This is a genomic window from Leucobacter sp. CX169, from assembly GCF_017161405.1.
Taxonomy (GTDB): domain Bacteria; phylum Actinomycetota; class Actinomycetes; order Actinomycetales; family Microbacteriaceae; genus Cx-87.
On record NZ_CP071051.1, the window covers coordinates 1,779,244 to 1,795,198 of the forward strand.

Here is a 15,955-nt window from a genome sequence, read left to right on the forward strand (position 1 = left end):
CGACTTCTCGGCGCGATCACACGTAACGGAGCAATATTTCGGAGCATCGGGCTCCGTTACGTGGGATCGCTCCGGGAACTACGGCACGCAGCGGCGCGCGGGCCGCCAAATGCGCACACCCCTAGGGGGCACGCTCAGCGGGCCGCGAGACTCAGCGCACCGCGAGCCACTCCGCAAAGGTCTGGGTAGTGAGCTCAGCCCCGGCCCCGGGCAATAGCGTTCCGTCGCGCAGCGCCCGCATGAACCCGCCCGGAAGCGGGAGCGCGAGCACGCGGCCGGGGTCGCCGTCGGCGCGCAGCTGCTGGCGCACGAGCTCGGGCATCGATTCCTCGCGCGGTCCAGCAAGATCGGGCACGCGCCCGCTCGGGCCGGCTTCGGCGATCGCGACGAGCCGCTCGGCCACGTCGCGCGCCGCGAGCGGCTGGGAGCGCATGACCGGCACCAGCACGAGCCGCCCGAGCCGAGCCTGCGTCGATACCTGGCCGGCGAACTCATGGAACTGAGCAGCCCGCAGGATCGACCAGGGTACTCGGGAGCGCTCGACGCGCGCCTCTTGTGCGACCTTCCCGGCGTAGTACCCGAAGGGGGCGCGGTCGACCCCGATGATGGACAGCGCGATGTGGTGGCCCACGCCGGCGCGTGTCTCGGCCGCCTCGAGCGAGTCGGCTGCAGCCTCGAAGAACGCCCGAGATGCGCGCGCCGACTGCGTGCCCACCGAGGTGACGTCGATCACGACGTCGACCCCATGGAGATCGAGCCCCGCGCCAGTGCGCACATCGACGCCCCGAGAGCGCGTCAGCACGAGCACGTCGTGCCCGGCGGCCTCCGCAGCCGCCACGACGTGTCTGCCGACCGCCCCCGTGCCACCAGCTACCGCGATGCGCATGAAATGATCTCTCGGCGCGCTACTCGCGCAGCGTCGCGCCGAAGCGGGACGCCGCGAGCGCGAGGCCGGCGAGCTTGGCCTCGGAGGCCTCCTCCGCCTTCAGCGTGCGATCGTCCGCGCGGAAGCGGAGCGCGAAGGTGATCGCCTTCTGCCCCTCAGCAACGCCGGTACCGCGGTAGTCGTCGACGAGGCTGGCGTGTTCGAGCAGCGACCCCGCACCCTCGCGCACGGTAGCGAGCAGCTCTGCCGCCGGCACACCCGCGTCGACGACGACCGTGAGGTCCTGCGTCGCGGCCGGGTAGGTTGACAAGGCACCGACGCGCGGCTCCCGCGGGGCCAGCTCGATCAGCGCGTCGAGGTCAAGCTCGACCGCCGAGACGCGACCGTGCAGGTGCGAGCCCGCGACGAGCTCGGGGCTCAGCTCGCCGGCGACACCGACCGGCACGAGGCCGTTGGCCGTGCGGATGACGAGCTCCGCGGTACGGCCGGGGTGGAATGCCGGGTGCGCGCCCTGACGGACCTCGAGCGGCGCATCGACGCCGGCGGCGAGCAGGCGTGCCGCGTCGATCGCGTCGGCCCAGTCGAAGGCGCGCGGCGCCTCCCCCGGCTGCTTCGCGATCGCGAGGCCCGCGAGCAGCACGGCCGCGTGGCGGGGCTGCTTCGGCAGCGAAGCGTTGAGCTCGGCGAGCACCGACTCGGCAGGGCGCGCGCCCAGCGGCGGCACCTCGGCGGTGCCGAGCACCGCGCCGGTCGGCTCGAAGACACGACCGAACTCGACGAGCGCCAGATCCGTCGCGCCGCGCGACAGGTTGCGCTGCGCAGCCTTCACGAGACCGGGGAGCAGCGAACGACGCAGGAACGGCGCCTCGCCGTCGAGCGGGTTCGCGAGCTTGATCGCGGGGCCCTCGTCCGTGGCCGCGAAGCGATCGAGCTGCGTCTGCGACACGAAGGGATAGTTCTGCACCTCGGTGTAGCCGGCGGCCGCCATCGAGTCGGCGACACGGCGACGCAGGCGCTGCTCGCGCGTGAGGCCGCGCCCGGGAGGGGCGACGGGCAGCACCGACGGGATCCGGTCGTAGCCGACGATGCGGGCCACTTCCTCGACGAGGTCCGCGGGGCGGCTGAGGTCTGAGCGCCAGCTCGGGGCGGTGACGAGCAGCTCCGTGCCGCCTTCGCTGTCCGAACCCGCGACGACCGCGCAGCCGATGCGCTCGAGCGCCTCGCGCACCTCGACCTCGGTGTAGTCGACGCCCATAACCTTCGCGGGACGCGCCGCAGACAGGCGCACCGGCTCGGGCACAAACTCGGGCACGATCTCGACGCCGAGGGTGTCGGCCGTGCCGCCACCGAGCTCGACGAGCAGATCAACCATGCGCTGCGCCGCGGCACGGCCGATCAGCGGGTCGACGCCTCGCTCGAAGCGCTTGGACGCCTCACTCGTCAGCTTGTGCCGGCGGGCGGTGCGCGCGATCGAGATCGGGTCGAACGTCGCCGCCTCGATGAACACGTCCGTGGTCGCGTCGTCGGTCTTGGTCGATTCGCCGCCCATGACGCCCGCGAGTCCGATGACCCCTGACTCGTCCGCGATCACGAGGTCCTCGGCGTGGAGCTTCCGCTCCTGGCCGTCGAGGGTGACGAGCGTCTCGCCCGGCGCCGCGCGGCGCACCGTGATGCCGCCGCTGAGCTTGCCCAGGTCGTACGCGTGCATCGGGTTGCCGATTTCGAGCATGACGTAGTTCGACACGTCGACCGCGAGGCCGAGCGAGCGGATGCCGGCAAGCTGCAGGCGGGAGATCATCCAGGCGGGGGTGGGCGCTGCGGGGTTCAGCCCGCGCACCACGCGCCCGATGAAGCCGGTTGCGCCGACGCGGCCGCGCACCGGGGCCTCGTCGTTGAGCTCGACCGCGAATCCGTCCGCCGGGGCGGGCGTCACCGCGAGCGCGGGGTCGGTGAAGGCCGCTCCGGTCGAGTGGGCGAGCTCGCGGCCCACGCCGCGCATGGAGAAGGCGTAGCCGCGATCCGGAGTGACATTGATCTCGACCGCGGTGTCGTCCAGCCCGAGCAGGGCCTTCGCGTCCGTGCCGACCTCGGGGTCGAGCCCCAGGGTCGAGAGCACGATGATGCCGTCGTGCTCGTCGCCGAGTGACAGCTCACGTGCCGAGGCGATCATGCCGTCCGACACGTGGCCGTAGGTCTGTCGCGGGGCGATCACGAAGTCGCCGGGCAGCACCGCGCCGGGCAGAGTCACGACGACCTTGTCCCCCACGGTGAAGTTGTGGGCGCCGCAGACAATGCCGCGGACGTCCTCGCCGCCGTCGGCAGCGAGCTCACCCTCGGGCGCCACGCGAACCTGGCACCAGTTGATGGTCTTGCCATTCGCCTGAGGCTCGGGGATCTGTTCGAGGACCTGGCCGACCACGATCGGGCCGGTCACGTCGAAGCGGCGCACCGATTCTTCCTCGAAGCCGACGCGGACGAGATCCGCGTGGACCGACTCGGGGGTGACATCTGCGGGAAGGTCGACGATCTCGCCGAGCCAGCTGAGCGGAATACGCATTAGACCAGGCCTCCGAACTGAGTGTTGAAACGGACATCGCCCTCGACCATGTCGCGCATGTCGTTGATGTCGTGGCGGAACTGGAGGGTGCGCTCGACGCCCATGCCGAAGGCGAAGCCCTGGAACTCGTCGGGGTCAATGCCCGCCGCCGCGAGCACGTTCGGGTCGACCATGCCGCAGCCGCCCCACTCCACCCAGCGCGCGCCGCCCTTGGCATTCGGCTGCCAGACGTCCATCTCGGCGGACGGCTCGGTGAACGGGAAGAAGTTCGGGCGCAGGCGAATCTTCGCCTCTTGGCCGAACATCTGGCGCGCAAAGTGCTCGAGCGTGCCACGCAGGTGTGCCATCGTCAGGCCGCGATCGATCGCGATGCCCTCGATCTGGTGGAAGACAGGAGTGTGCGTCGCGTCGAGCTCATCGGTGCGGTACACGCGGCCGGGAGCCAGCACGTAGACGGGCAGCTCGCGGCCCAGCAGCGCGCGGATCTGCACCGGCGAAGTGTGGGTACGCAGCAACAGGTGACGGTCCGCGGGCTCGATGAAGAACGTGTCCTGCATCGCGCGTGCCGGGTGGTCCGGATCGAAGCCGAGGGCGTCGAAGTTGAACCACTCGTGCTCGATCTCGGGACCCTCTTCGATTTCCCACCCCATCCCGATGAAGACGTCGGAGATCTGATCCTGCAGGAGCGCCAGCGGGTGGCGCGAGCCGACCCGAGCGCGGGCGGGGGCCTCGGTCACGTCGACCGTCTCGGCGACGAGCCGTTCGGCCGCTTCGACTGCGGCGAGCGCGGTCTCGCGCTCAGCGAACGCGCGCTCGACGCGGCCACGGGCCTGGCCCATGAGCTTGCCGGTCGCGGCTTTCTCGTCCTTGGGTACCTCGCGCATGCGGGAGTTCAGCTGCGCGAGCGCAGAACCCTCCCCTGCGTGCTCGGTGCGGGCCGTCTTCAGCTCGGCGACGCTGTCGGCCGCGGCGAATGCGGCGAGCGCTGCGTTCACCGCTGATTCGGCGGCCTCCGGGGTGATCGGATTCGAGTTCGGGTTGCTGTCTGACACGAGACCCGATTCTAGCCGGGTTGGCGGCCTTCTCCGGCCGTCCGCGCTCAGGGTACGGGCGCTTCCGTCAGGGCGATATGATCTTGGGCGTGGAGCACACACGAATGAGCCGAGGCAGTCGCGTCATGCGCGGTGCCTGGTTTGCCGCGTTCGCGACGCTCCTTGCTGCGGCTTCGCACATGCTCGTGGGCGGAAACACCCCGGCCCCGGTCGCACTTGTCGCGACAACGATTGTCGTGCTTCCCCTCTGTGTCGCGCTCGCCGGACGTGAACGCTCGCTCTGGCGGACGTCACTCGCAGTGGCGCTGAGCCAAGGCCTGTTTCACTGGAGTTTCGGCTCGATCGGCGCGGTCACCACACAGGGCCCAGTTCCTGCAGGATCCGGCTTCGCCGCCGCCGCATCGCCGCACGCGGAGCACCTGGGCGCGCTCGGCCAGTTCGTGCCGCAACTTGATTCCTCCGGCGCCGGCTGGCTGATGCTTGCGGCGCACGCCGTCGCAGCCCTCGTCACTGTTGCGATGCTGCGCTTCGGCGAGGATGCGCTGGTGCGCATCCGAGAGGCACTCGCGTCCCTCGGTGCTCAGCTCGTCGGAAAGCTCCCCGCCCGCTCCTTCGCGCTTCCGCGCGGCGGGCGCGTCTCGACGTTCGGCTACACTCCCGCACGCCCGCTGGCGACTGCCCGGGCGTCCATCTCGCATCGGGGCCCTCCGGGATGGGTCGCGTACTCGGCCTAACGCTTCGCGTTCCCCGAAGACGACTACATACTCATCCCTCGTGGCGCCTGCTTTGTAACGGCAGGGCCGCACCCCATCCCGTTCGATGCCCCGGCATCCGGGAGAATTGAGTCTTTCTGATGCGTTCTATCTCCACTCACGCCCCCGCATCCGCGGCGGCGCACTCACGCCGTTCGTCCCGTTCACGTGCCGGACTCGGCGCTGTGCTCGGCACGGCCGTCGCAGCCCTCGCCCTCGCGTTCGGCCCGGCGAGTCCCGCGCTCGCGCACGACCAGCTCGTCGGCACGACTCCGGCGAACGGCGAGGTCGTCGAGGCGCCGCCCGAGTCCCTCACGCTGAGCTTCAACAACAACATCATCGAGGTCGGCACCGTGGTGAACGTCACGGGCCCCGACGGCTCCTCCGTCGCAGCTGGCGAGCCGACCGTCGCCGGCACTGAGGTCGTGCAGGCGCTCAACCCCGATCTCACCGACGGCAGCTACACGGTCGTGTGGCGGGTGGTGTCGCAGGACGGTCACCCCATCAGCGGCACGCAGAGCTTCGCCATCGGCGCGGCGTCCGAGGGCGACGAGACCCCGGCCGTTCCCGAGACCGAGGAAGAGCACTCGCACGAGGACTCGGAATCGACCGAAGAGCACTCGCACGACGAAACGATGCACACCTTGGATGCTGAGGCCGGCCAGGCCTCGCCGTGGCCCTGGATCGGCCTAGGCATCGCGGGCGTGCTCGCAGCGGGCGCCGTCGTGTTTGCGGTTCGCGCCTCTGGCCGGAAGAAGCGCGCGAGCGAAGCTGGCGCGACGGATAGCGCGGACACCACCGGCGCACCGACCGAATAGCGCCACCCTTCCTTCATTTTCCCCGCCGCAGGCGGCGCGATTTCGCGCGCCCGGCAATTCCTGAAAGCTGACTTCACTATGCGTATTTCTCTGAACTCCCTTCCCCTCCGTCCCCGTACCTCTCGCCTTGCCGCAGCTGGTGCCCTCGTCGTCGTCTCGACGTTCGGCCTCGCAGCGTGCTCTGCGCCGGAGTCGCCCAGCATCACCAAACATTCGGCGACGGAGAGCACCGCGTCAGAGCACGCGGGCGCCGCGCTTGAACAGGCCTGGGCGAAGTCTGGCGCCGGCGACATGAGCGCCGCGTTCGGCACCCTCGTCAACCACGGCGAAACTCCCCTCACCCTGGTCGGCGCCGAAACCACGGCCGCGTCCTCGGTCGAACTGCATGAGATGGCGATGGTCGACGGCGCCATGGTCATGCGGAAACTGTCGGGCGATTTCGACATCCCGGCCGGCGGTTCGCGGGAGCTCGCCCCCGGCGGCGAGCACCTCATGCTGATGGGCCTGACCGCCCCGCTCCTGCCCGGCGACGAGATCACCGTTACCCTGCAATTCTCCGACGGCACGACGCTCGACGTCGTGGTTCCGGTGCGTGACACCGCCGGCGCCGACGAAGAGTACGCCCCGGGCGAGCACGATGACCATGCGACCGAGCACTAACCTCAGCCGCCGCGCCCTCCTCACGGGGGGCGCGGCCGGCGCCGGCGCGCTGATCGGCGCCGGGGCCACGGCCGTCGCGTTGCGGGGCGGCGCACCCGCCCCCGCGCCCGTCGAGCATCGCTTCGGCCAGGAACACGTTTCGTGTCACGGGGAGCACCAGGCCGGCATCGTCTCGGCGCCGGCCGCCCAGCATCGCTACGCCGCGTATGATCTTCGCCCCGAGGTCGATCGCGACGGGGTGCGCCGCCTCCTCCGGGTATTGACGGCAGATATCGAGGCGCTGACCTCGGGCGAGGCTCCCCTCGCGGACAGCGAGCCCGAGCTGGCCGCGGTGCCGGCAGGGCTCACCGTCACCGTCGGATTTGGCGGGGGCCTCGTCGACCGGGTGGATCCTGCCCAGCGTCCCACCTGGCTCGCCGCGCTGCCCGCGTTCTCTCGCGACGCGCTCGACGGCCGCCACGACGGCGGGGACCTGCTGCTCGTGATCGCCGGGGACGACTCGATCGCGGTGTCCCACGCGTCCCGCATGCTGCACCGCAGCCTCGCCTCGTTCGCCACCCCGCGCTGGGTGCAGCAGGGCTTCCGGCGCGCACGCGGGGCCGAGCACCCGAAGACGACGATGCGCAACCTCATGGGGCAGGTCGACGGAACGGTGAATCCCGCCCCCGATTCTCCGGATTTTGCGGGACTCGTCTGGCACAACACGGGGTGGCTCTCGGGCGGCAGCGCGCTCGTGGTGCGGCGCATCCGGATGGAGCTCGACACTTGGGAACAGGTCGACCGGCCCGGCCGAGAACAATCGATCGGGCGGACGCTGAAGAACGGGGCTCCGCTCACCGGTGCGCGAGAGCATGACGAGCCGGACTTCGCGGCGACCGACTCCCTCGGGCTCACCGTCATCCCGGACTTCGCGCACATTCGGCGCGCCCGCTCAGAGGACCCGGCCGAGCGGATCTATCGCCGTGCGGTGAACTACGACGACGGGACCGAGCAGGGGCTGCTCTTTGCGTGCTATCAGCGCGACCCACTCGCACAGTTCGTGCCGATTCAGCGTCGCCTCGACGAGCTCGATCTGCTCAACGAGTGGGTCACGCACACCGGATCGGCGGTGTTCGCCGTCCCAGGGGGCTGGCGCCCCGGAGGCATGCTGGGCGCGAGCCTGTTCGCTTAGCGGCGCTGCTCGAACGCCGACTGGTACAGACAAACCGACGCGGCGGTCGCCAGGTTCATGGACTCGGCGGCGCCGTAGATCGGGACTTTCAGCGAGCGGTCTGCGAGCGCGCGCGATTCCTCGCTGAGCCCCCGCGCCTCGTTGCCAAACAGCCAGGCCGCGGGCTCAGCGAGGGTACCGTCGTCGCGGGCATCGGTGAGGTCGTCCCCACGAACGTCCGCGGCCAGCACCCGGAGCCCTGAGGAGCGGGCGAGCTCCAGGAGCGAGGCGAGGTCTCCGGCGAGCGCGACCTGGATGTGGAAGAGTGATCCGGTCGTCGAACGCACGACCTTCGGGTGGAAAGGGTCGATGCACTCCCCCGCGAAAATAACGGCGTCCGCGCCGGCCGCGTCCGCCGCGCGGATGATCGTGCCGGCGTTGCCCGGGTCGCGAATCTCGTTGAGGATCGCAACCAACCGGGGCTTCTCGGCGAACACGGCGGAAAGCGCGGTCGGGAAGGCGCGGGCCACGGCCACGACGCCCTGCGGGGTGACCGTGTCGGCCATCGCGGCGATGACGATGTCACTTGCCGCGTCGATCCTGCGACCGTGGTCGTTCGCGAGCGCCCCCAGCTCGGGGTGCTTCTCAAGCGCCTTCGGGGTCGCGTAGATCTCGTCGACCAGGTCGGGTCGGTACATCAGCGCCTCGCGCACGGCCTGCGGTCCCTCGAGCAAGAACCGCCCGGTCGCCAAACGCTCGGACTTCTTCGCCAGTTTCGCCGCACGGCGCACGCTTGGGGAGCGCGGGTTCTCCATCACCCCACCAGTCTATCGCCGGCCGGGAAAACGTTCGGTGAACGGGCCGACACACAACAAAGCCCCGCCGGAAGACCGACGGGGCTTTGTGAATGAAGCGGGAAGAGCTTAGGCCTGCTTGGGCGCCGAGGTATCGGCAGGCAGGGCCTTCTTCGCGACCTCAACGATCGAGGCGAACGCTGCGGGCTCGTTCGTGGCGAGCTCCGAGAGCATGCGACGGTCAACCTCAACGCCGGCAATAGCCAGGCCCTGGATGAAGCGGTTGTACGTCAGGCCGTTCAGGCGAGCGCCAGCGTTGATGCGCTGGATCCAGAGGCGACGGAAGTCACCCTTACGCTTACGACGATCGTTGTAGGCGTAGGTGTAGGAGTGGAGCAGCTGCTCCTTGGCCTTCCGGTACAGGCGCGACCGCTGACCGCGGTAGCCCTCTGCACGCTCAAGGATTACGCGACGCTTCTTGTGGGCATTTACCGCCCGCTTTACTCTTGCCATTTCAGTTCTTCCTATTCAAAAAAAGTGTGGGGACCTAGTGACCGAGCAGCTTCATGGCCTGCTTCGCGTCACCCTTCGAGAGCATCGCGTCCGCGTTCAGGCTGCGCTTGCGCTTCGAGGACTTGACCTCGAGGTTGTGGCGCATGCCCGCACGCTGCTTCATGAGCTTGCCGGAACCGGTGAGCTTGAAGCGCTTCTTCGCCCCCGAGTGGGTCTTCTGCTTAGGCATCAATTTCTCCTTGTGTTGTGCGTGTCGCTCTCGCGACGACGTGTGGGCCGGACGAGTGTGTTACTCGGCCGAAGTCTCGGGCTGCTCGGCGCTCGTCTCATCAGAGACGTTGCGCCGGGTGGCCTTTGCCTCAGCGCGGCGAGCGTTCTGCTCGGCCTTCGCCTCGGACTTGTTCTTGAGCGGCGCGACGACCATGACCATGTTGCGGCCATCGATCATCGGGTTCGACTCGACGGTGCCGTACTCGGCAATCTCTTCCGCAAACTTCTGCAGCAGACGCACGCCCTGCTCGGGACGCGACTGCTCGCGACCGCGGAACAGGATCATTGCCTTGACCTTGTCGCCCTGACCCAGGAAGCCAATCGCGCGCTTGACCTTGGTCTCGTAATCGTGCGTATCGATCTTCAGGCGGAAGCGGACCTCCTTGAGGACCGTGTTGGCCTGGTTGCGCCGGGCTTCCTTGGCCTTCTGCGCCGCCTCGTACTTGTACTTGCCGAAGTCCATGATCTTGGCGACGGGAGGTACTGAGTTCGGGGCGACCTCGACGAGATCGAGATCTGCATCAGCCGCAAGCTTCAGGGCTGCGTCAATGGACACCACACCAACCTGCTCGCCGCCTGGACCTACCAGGCGAACCTCGGGGACGCGGATTCTGTCATTCGTACGGGGATCGCTGATCGCCGGCTCCTCTGATCTCGTGGGGCGACGGCTCCCCAACTCTGGGGTGCCACGTCGGCGAAGATCAGGGCCTGGCGTGCGTTCACGCAAAACACTACACCCTAGAGCTGCCTGCCTGCGATGAACGCTGACCGACGGGGTGTCAACAACCCGGTAACCTAGTAACTGGTTGCGGGTGGGAGAATCTCCACTTCAGTTCTCGATCGGATGAACGAGAGCCTCAGCAAGTTTAGCAGAAGACCCGCCGCCTTCCAAAGCGCCGATGCAGCGAGTACACGGCCCCGCAGCTTTTTGCTGTGGTCTTGGCCGAGAAAGAGAAGTAGAACCCCATGAGCGAGACCCCCAACGAGCAGCCACTCGACACCACGAACGAGACGCTCATCGCCTCCAGCGAAACCGTCTCGCAGGCCACCCGCGATATCGCGGACGTCGCCGCGGTCGAGGTCATCACGACCGCCGCCGTGCATCTGCTCAGCGCCGCGGCAGTGAAGTGCGGACTCGCCCACAACCCCGAGGAAGAGACCGACCTCGACGAGGCGCGCAAGCTCATCAACGCGCTCGCCGGGCTCGTCACGGCGGGTGCCCCCGAGATCAGTGACTCGCACGCGCGCCCACTGCGCGACGGCCTGCGCTCAGTGCAGCTCGCCTTCCGCGAGGCGTCCGCAATCCCCGACGCGCCCGGCAAGGGCCCGGGCGAGAAGTGGACCGGCTCTGTCATCTAGCCTCACGACCAGGGGCGAGCGCGTCCGAGCGGGCCTGACGGACTCACTGTCCGTCGGGCTCGGCGTATTTCCCCTCGGCATCGCGCTCGGTTTCCTCGTCGTGCAGGTCGGCCTCCCTGGCTGGGTGGCGCCAGCGCTCTCGATTGTGGTGTTCGCGGGTTCCGTTGAGCTGCTACTCACCACCATGCTCGCGGCCGTCGCGCCGCTCTCCACGATCGCAGTGGCCGTCTTCGCGGTGAACTTCCGCCACGTCTTCTACGCATTCTCGTTCCCGATCGAGGTCGTAAGGCCAGGGTTTGCCCGCGCCTACTCCGTCTACGCGATGATCGACGAGGCGTACGCGACCGCGGCGCTCATGCCGCGCGAGGTGAACTCGAGCACCCGCATGCTCACGATGCAGGTCGCGTGCCACGCCTACTGGGTGGCCGGTGGGCTCGTGGGTCTCGCGATCGCGAGCGCGCTGCCCGCGCCGATCGAGGGGTTCGAATTCGCACTCTGCGCGCTCTTCATCGTGATGACGCTCGACGCCTTCCGGTCGAAGCGCGAGTTGCCCTCGGTGCTGCTCGCCGGCGTCTCGGCTTCCGTGGCGCTCCTCGCGACCCCGGGCGCAGCCATGCTCGTCGCGCTGATCCTCTTCGCGGCGCTCCTGGCGCTTCGCTACGCCCTCGTACGCGAGCACGAGCCGGTCGCCCCAGAGGAGGGAGAGCTCCCCCATGCCGAGCACTGAGTACCTGATCGCCGCGATCGTCATCTCGGGGCTCATCACATTCGCCCTCCGCGCGATCCCGTTCGCCATCCTGAAGCCGCTGCGCAAGTCGCGCTTCATCACCCGCATGGGTCGATGGATGCCGGCGGGAATCCTCGTGATTCTCGCGATCATCACGCTGCAGGGGGTACTCGTCGAGCGCCCCGGCACGTGGTGGGCCGTCCCGGTCGCGGCAGCTGTCACGGTGGCAGTGCACCTCGCGACGCGTCGCCGCACGGTACTCAGCGTCGGCGCCGGCACCGCCTGCTACGTCGCGCTGATCGCGTTCTTTCCGGCCTAGCCGGGGCGGATTCCGCTTAGCTTTGGTCGGGAGCGCGCAGGCTCACCGTCATCGAGTCCACCCGATCGGCGATCAGCGCGCTCTCAGCCCAGCGCTGCTGCATCCGCGCCAGCAGCGCGTCGAGCGCGGCCCGATCGAGGCCCGGGGCAAGCGTCAGCACCACTCGGGTCTCGGGAGCAATCAGGCGGGCCAATGGGTCGCCCGGTTCGAGCGTGATGCCGAGCACGTCCGGTTCCGCGGCGATGCTCAGCGCGAACGCGGCTACGACCTCGGGCTCGGCCCAGCCCGGGAGCACCCGCTGGCCGAGCGCGAACGCCTCGAGCGCGGTGCGGCGAACGCCGTACTCGCGCTCGGGCGTCGCCGCGTCAATCATGATCAGGTCGGTGTGCTCCTGCGCCGCGGCGAGGGCCGCCTGCGCTCCCGGAACCGGAATCGGCCGGGCCTCAGGGTGCCACCGCCGCATCGTCTCGACGGAGCTGAAGATCGGCAGCACTCGGCGCCCGTCGGGTGCCGCCACCGTCACAATCGAGAGCTCCTGGGTTTTCTCGACGATGCGCCCCTCGGGGGTCTCGCCGAGTTCGCCCGCCTCCGCAATCAGCGCAACGAGAAAGCGCTCGGCACCAAAAGCCGCGACCGCGTCAGCGTGCGCCTCGGCGAGCTCGCGAAGCGCCGCCGGGTCGCCCCCGGCGCTTCGCTCGCCCACTTCACGCACCCGAGCCACCGCTGCCGCCACCGCGACCGGAGTCGTGCCGTCGTCACCGGCGAACGCGGTGCCGTGGTGGTCGAACGTTCGGCCTTCCCACGGGAATCCCGCGGAATCGACGTCGCCGCCGGGCACCAACCCTGCGGGCAGGGCGGGGCCGGGTGCAGGCTTTTGCCCGTCCGGCCATCCCTCGGAGGGAAGCTGCTTGGCGGCCATAGCCTCTGCTAGTCCCCGGCGACGTCGAGTGCGGCAGCGAGCGTGAAGGCCCCTGCGTACAGCGCCTTGCCGACGATCGCGCCCTCAAGGCCGAGCGGCACGAGCTGGCGCAGTGCGGCGAGGTCGTCCAGGCTCGAGACGCCGCCCGAGGCGACGACCGGGCGGTGCGTGCGCTCGAGGACCTGCGTGAGCAACTCGAGGTTCGGGCCGCGGAGGGTGCCGTCCTTCGTCACGTCGGTCACGACGTACCGTGCACAACCGACCTTCTCGAGGCGCTCCATGACGTCCCAGATGTTGCCGCCGTCCTCGGTCCAGCCGCGTGCCGCCAGCGTCTCGCCGCGCACGTCGAGGCCGACCGCGATGCGCTCGCCGTACCGGGCGATCACCGAGCGGGTCCACTCAGGGTTTTCGAGGGCAGCGGTGCCCAGGTTGATGCGCTTGGCGCCGAGGCCGAGCGCTGCTTCGAGGCTCGCGTCATCGCGAATGCCTCCCGAGAGCTCAATGTTGACGCCCTTCGACTGACGAATGACCTTCCGCAGGATCGCGGCGTTGTTGCCGCGTCCGAATGCCGCGTCGAGGTCGACGAGGTGCACCCATTCGGCACCCTGCTCGATCCAGTCGAGAGCGGCGTCAACCGGGTTGCCGTAGTTGGTCTCGGTTCCGGCCTCGCCCTGGGTGAGGCGCACTGCCTTCCCATCCGCGACGTCGACCGCGGGCAGCAGCTCCAGCTTGGGGCGCTTGTTGAACTCGCTCATCGTTCCTTCTTGTTTGCAACGTGGAGGTCCGGGCCAATGGCCTCGCGGCCGCACGGAACAAGACACCAGCCTAGCCCAGGCTGCGGACCCAATTCTCAAGCAGCCGGATCCCGGGCTCACCCGACTTCTCGGGGTGGAACTGGGTCGCCGACAACGGGCCATCCTCGACGGCGGCGATGAACCGTTCACCGTGCTCGGCCCAGCTCACGCGGGCCGTCTCGGGTGCGCCCGCGGCGGTGTCCCATTCGGTCGCCGCGTTCGAGTGTACGAAGTAGAAACGTTCGTTCTCGATGCCGTCGAAGAGCACCGATCCTGCCGCCACCTCGACCGTGTTCCAGCCCATGTGCGGCAGCACCGGCGCCTCGAGCTCACGAACGGTGCCCGCCCAGCGAGCGAGGCCTGCGGTCTCAGCGCCGCGCTCGATGCCGCGGGAGAACAGAATCTGCTCGCCGACGCAGATGCCGAGCACCGGGCTGCCGGCGTCGAGCCGCCGCGCGATGATGGCGTCACCGGTCACGCTCTCGAGCTGCCGCATGACGGCGTCAAACGCACCGACGCCGGGAACCAACAGCCCGTCGGCCTCGGCGATCTCGAGGGGGTCCCGGGTCAGGCTGACCTCGGCGCCGGCGCGCACCAGCGCTTTCACCGCAGAGTGCACATTGCCGGAACCGTACTCGAGGACGGCGACGCGCGGCAGGCTCACAGTGCGCCCTTGGTGGAGGGCACCCCCGCGACCCGCGGATCCAGTTCCTTTGCCTGTCGGAAAGCGCGCGCGAACGCCTTGAACTCCGCCTCGGCGATGTGGTGCGGGTCGCGACCCTCGACGAGACGGACGTGCACCGTCAGGCGCGCGTTCAGCGTGATGGCTTCGAAGAAGTGACGCACCATTGAACCGGTGAAGTGACCGCCGATGAGGTGGAACTCGAAGCCGGCGGGCTCGCCGCTGTGCACGAGGTAGGGGCGCCCCGAGATGTCGACGACCGCCTGCGCGAGCGCCTCATCGAGCGGCACGAGGGCATCGCCGTACCGCGAGATCCCGCTCTTATCGCCGAGCGCCTCGAGCAGGGCCTGGCCGAGCAGGATCCCGGTGTCCTCGACGGTGTGGTGCACGTCGATGTGGATGTCACCCTTCGCGCGCACCGTGAGGTCGGTGAGCGAGTGGCGGGCGAACGCCGTCAGCATGTGATCGAAGAACGGCACGCCGGTCTCGATATCCGACTCGCCCGTGCCATCGAGGTTCACGGAAACGGTGATCTGGGACTCGCTCGTCGCACGCTCAAGCGTTGCGGTGCGGGGGGCTGCGCTCATGTGCACCATCCTAGCCAGAACGCCGGTCGCCCTAGCGGTCGTTCGGCGCCAGTTCGGTGAGCGCCGCGATCAGCGTCGTCGTCTCGGCTTCGGTTCCCGCCGTCATCCGCAGGTGGCCCTCGATCGAGAGATCGCGAATCAGGATGCCGCGTTCGCGAAGCGCGGTGAACGTCGCCGCCGGGTCAGCGAAGCCGCCGACGAGCAGGAAGTTCGCACCCGAGTCGTGGACGCGATAGCCGAGTTCCAGGAGCGCGACGGCGAGGCGGTCGCGCTGCACGCGAATGTCGGCCACCGTCGCGAGCATGGGGCCCGCGTGCCGGACGGCGGTGGTGGCCGCCGCCTGGGTGAGCGCGGACAGGTGGTAGGGCAGGCGCACCAGGCGGAGGGCGTCGACCACGGCGGCGTCCGCGGCGAGATAGCCGAGCCGCACGCCGGCGAAGGCGAACGCCTTGCTCATCGTGCGCGAGACCAGCAGGCGGGGGCGTCCGGGCAGCAGGGCGATCGCGCTCGGGTTCTCCGCGTCGAACTCGGCATACGCCTCGTCGACGATCAGGATCCCATCGGTGGCGTCGTACGCCGCCGTAATGACGTCGGCCGTCGTCGTCGTGCCGGTCGGGTTGTTCGGCGTGCAGATGATCGTGATCGAAGGAGCGTGCTCGCGAATCGCCGCCTCGACGAACTCGGCGTCGAGCGCGTAGCCCTCGGGCCGCTCGATGCCGATCCATTCGGTGTCGGTTCCCGCGGCGAGCAAGGGGTACATCGAGTAGGTCGGGGTGAAGCTCAGGAGCGAACGACCCGGGCCACCGAACGCCTGCAGCACCTGCTGCAGCACCTCGTTCGACCCGTTGGCGGCCCACAGCTGCGCTGCGGTCAGGCCGTGACCGAGATAGCCGGCGAGTCCCTCGCGCAGCTCGGTCGCCTCGCGATCGGGGTATCGGTTCACCCCGCGCACCGCCTCGACCAAGGCGGCTGCAATGTCCGCCACGACCCCTTCGGGCAGCGGATGGGTGTTCTCGTTGACGTTCAGGCTCACGGGCACGGCATCTTGCGGTGCCCCATAGGGGCGCTTGCCCACCAGGTTGTCGCGGAGGGGAAGATCACTCAGGCTGGTCACCC

The 15,955-nt window shown here is 69.2% G+C and carries 19 protein-coding genes; 7 read left to right on the top strand and 12 right to left on the bottom strand.

Going from position 1 to position 15,955, the window contains the following annotated elements:
• Positions 1 to 151: 151 nt before the first annotated feature.
• From JW030_RS08085 to pheS, 3 genes are read right to left on the bottom strand one after another with little or no spacing between them, the layout of a single operon-like run.
• Positions 152 to 886: an SDR family oxidoreductase gene (locus tag JW030_RS08085; protein ID WP_188044019.1), complete on the bottom strand. Its 735-nt coding sequence runs from the start codon at positions 884 to 886 to the stop codon at positions 152 to 154.
• Positions 887 to 905: 19 nt separating this feature from the next.
• A complete protein-coding gene (pheT, locus tag JW030_RS08090) occupies positions 906 to 3,443 on the bottom strand; it encodes a phenylalanine--tRNA ligase subunit beta (RefSeq protein WP_188044020.1) in 2,538 nt (845 codons plus the stop codon).
• Positions 3,443 to 4,495: a phenylalanine--tRNA ligase subunit alpha gene (pheS, locus tag JW030_RS08095; RefSeq protein WP_188044021.1), complete on the bottom strand. Its 1,053-nt coding sequence runs from the start codon at positions 4,493 to 4,495 to the stop codon at positions 3,443 to 3,445. Before pheS ends, pheT begins: the two co-directional genes overlap by 1 nt.
• Positions 4,496 to 4,584: 89 nt before the next feature.
• On the opposite strand from pheS, the gene JW030_RS08100 reads away from it, so the two are divergent.
• The 4 genes from JW030_RS08100 to JW030_RS08115 all read left to right on the top strand — a co-directional run bounded on the left by JW030_RS08100 (position 4,585) and on the right by JW030_RS08115 (position 7,896).
• Complete coding sequence (locus JW030_RS08100; RefSeq protein ID WP_188044022.1) at positions 4,585 to 5,229, top strand: hypothetical protein; 645 nt, start codon at positions 4,585 to 4,587, stop codon at positions 5,227 to 5,229.
• A gap of 119 nt (positions 5,230 to 5,348) precedes the next feature.
• Positions 5,349 to 6,065 (top strand): copper resistance CopC family protein, encoded by a 717-nt coding sequence (locus JW030_RS08105; protein WP_188044023.1) that lies wholly within the window; start codon positions 5,349 to 5,351, stop codon positions 6,063 to 6,065.
• A gap of 78 nt (positions 6,066 to 6,143) precedes the next feature.
• The gene (locus JW030_RS08110; protein WP_188044024.1) at positions 6,144 to 6,725 is read left to right on the top strand and encodes a copper chaperone PCu(A)C; all 582 of its coding nucleotides are present in this window, start codon (positions 6,144 to 6,146) and stop codon (positions 6,723 to 6,725) included.
• Positions 6,709 to 7,896, top strand: a complete 1,188-nt coding sequence (locus tag JW030_RS08115; RefSeq protein ID WP_241095379.1) for a Dyp-type peroxidase — start codon at positions 6,709 to 6,711, stop codon at positions 7,894 to 7,896. The genes JW030_RS08110 and JW030_RS08115 overlap by 17 nt, the downstream gene beginning before the upstream one ends.
• Here JW030_RS08115 and JW030_RS08120 read toward each other — a convergent pair.
• The 4 genes from JW030_RS08120 to infC all read right to left on the bottom strand — a co-directional run bounded on the left by JW030_RS08120 (position 7,893) and on the right by infC (position 10,089).
• Positions 7,893 to 8,693, bottom strand: coding sequence for an RNA methyltransferase (locus JW030_RS08120; protein ID WP_188044026.1), 801 nt, complete (start codon positions 8,691 to 8,693; stop codon positions 7,893 to 7,895). The genes JW030_RS08115 and JW030_RS08120 overlap by 4 nt on opposite strands.
• 105 nt (positions 8,694 to 8,798) lie before the next feature.
• Positions 8,799 to 9,182 (bottom strand): 50S ribosomal protein L20, encoded by a 384-nt coding sequence (rplT, locus tag JW030_RS08125; protein WP_188044027.1) that lies wholly within the window; start codon positions 9,180 to 9,182, stop codon positions 8,799 to 8,801.
• A 34-nt stretch (positions 9,183 to 9,216) separates the two neighbouring features.
• Positions 9,217 to 9,411, bottom strand: a complete 195-nt coding sequence (gene rpmI / locus JW030_RS08130; RefSeq protein ID WP_188044028.1) for a 50S ribosomal protein L35 — start codon at positions 9,409 to 9,411, stop codon at positions 9,217 to 9,219.
• Between the two features lie 60 nt (positions 9,412 to 9,471).
• On the bottom strand, positions 9,472 to 10,089 hold the full coding sequence (gene infC, locus JW030_RS08135) for a translation initiation factor IF-3 (protein WP_188044097.1): 618 nt from the start codon (positions 10,087 to 10,089) through the stop codon (positions 9,472 to 9,474).
• A gap of 329 nt (positions 10,090 to 10,418) precedes the next feature.
• Here infC and JW030_RS08140 point away from each other — a divergent pair, with 329 nt between their 5' ends.
• The 3 genes from JW030_RS08140 to JW030_RS08150 are packed head-to-tail and all read left to right on the top strand — an operon-like array spanning position 10,419 to position 11,857.
• Positions 10,419 to 10,811 (top strand): DUF1844 domain-containing protein, encoded by a 393-nt coding sequence (locus JW030_RS08140; RefSeq protein ID WP_223159727.1) that lies wholly within the window; start codon positions 10,419 to 10,421, stop codon positions 10,809 to 10,811.
• 46 nt (positions 10,812 to 10,857) lie between these two features.
• On the top strand, positions 10,858 to 11,538 hold the full coding sequence (locus JW030_RS08145; protein ID WP_251364108.1) for an AzlC family ABC transporter permease: 681 nt from the start codon (positions 10,858 to 10,860) through the stop codon (positions 11,536 to 11,538).
• Positions 11,525 to 11,857 (top strand): branched-chain amino acid transporter permease, encoded by a 333-nt coding sequence (locus JW030_RS08150; protein ID WP_188044029.1) that lies wholly within the window; start codon positions 11,525 to 11,527, stop codon positions 11,855 to 11,857. The genes JW030_RS08145 and JW030_RS08150 overlap by 14 nt, the downstream gene beginning before the upstream one ends.
• 16 nt (positions 11,858 to 11,873) lie before the next feature.
• On the opposite strand, the gene JW030_RS08155 is transcribed toward JW030_RS08150, so the two are convergent.
• The 5 genes from JW030_RS08155 to JW030_RS08175 form a co-directional block, all read right to left on the bottom strand.
• Entirely contained in the window at positions 11,874 to 12,776 is a 903-nt protein-coding gene (locus JW030_RS08155; RefSeq protein WP_188044030.1) for an SseB family protein, read from the bottom strand.
• A gap of 8 nt (positions 12,777 to 12,784) precedes the next feature.
• Positions 12,785 to 13,531 carry a bifunctional 1-(5-phosphoribosyl)-5-((5-phosphoribosylamino)methylideneamino)imidazole-4-carboxamide isomerase/phosphoribosylanthranilate isomerase PriA gene (gene priA / locus JW030_RS08160; protein ID WP_188044031.1) on the bottom strand — a complete coding sequence of 249 codons (747 nt, stop codon included), beginning with the start codon at positions 13,529 to 13,531 and terminating at the stop codon, positions 12,785 to 12,787.
• A 70-nt stretch (positions 13,532 to 13,601) separates the two neighbouring features.
• Positions 13,602 to 14,234 (bottom strand): imidazole glycerol phosphate synthase subunit HisH, encoded by a 633-nt coding sequence (gene hisH, locus JW030_RS08165; protein WP_188044032.1) that lies wholly within the window; start codon positions 14,232 to 14,234, stop codon positions 13,602 to 13,604.
• Positions 14,231 to 14,839 (bottom strand): imidazoleglycerol-phosphate dehydratase HisB, encoded by a 609-nt coding sequence (hisB, locus tag JW030_RS08170; protein WP_188044033.1) that lies wholly within the window; start codon positions 14,837 to 14,839, stop codon positions 14,231 to 14,233. Before hisB ends, hisH begins: the two co-directional genes overlap by 4 nt.
• A 31-nt stretch (positions 14,840 to 14,870) precedes the next feature.
• Positions 14,871 to 15,953, bottom strand: a complete 1,083-nt coding sequence (locus tag JW030_RS08175) for a histidinol-phosphate transaminase (protein WP_188044034.1) — start codon at positions 15,951 to 15,953, stop codon at positions 14,871 to 14,873.
• Positions 15,954 to 15,955: the final 2 nt, after the last annotated feature.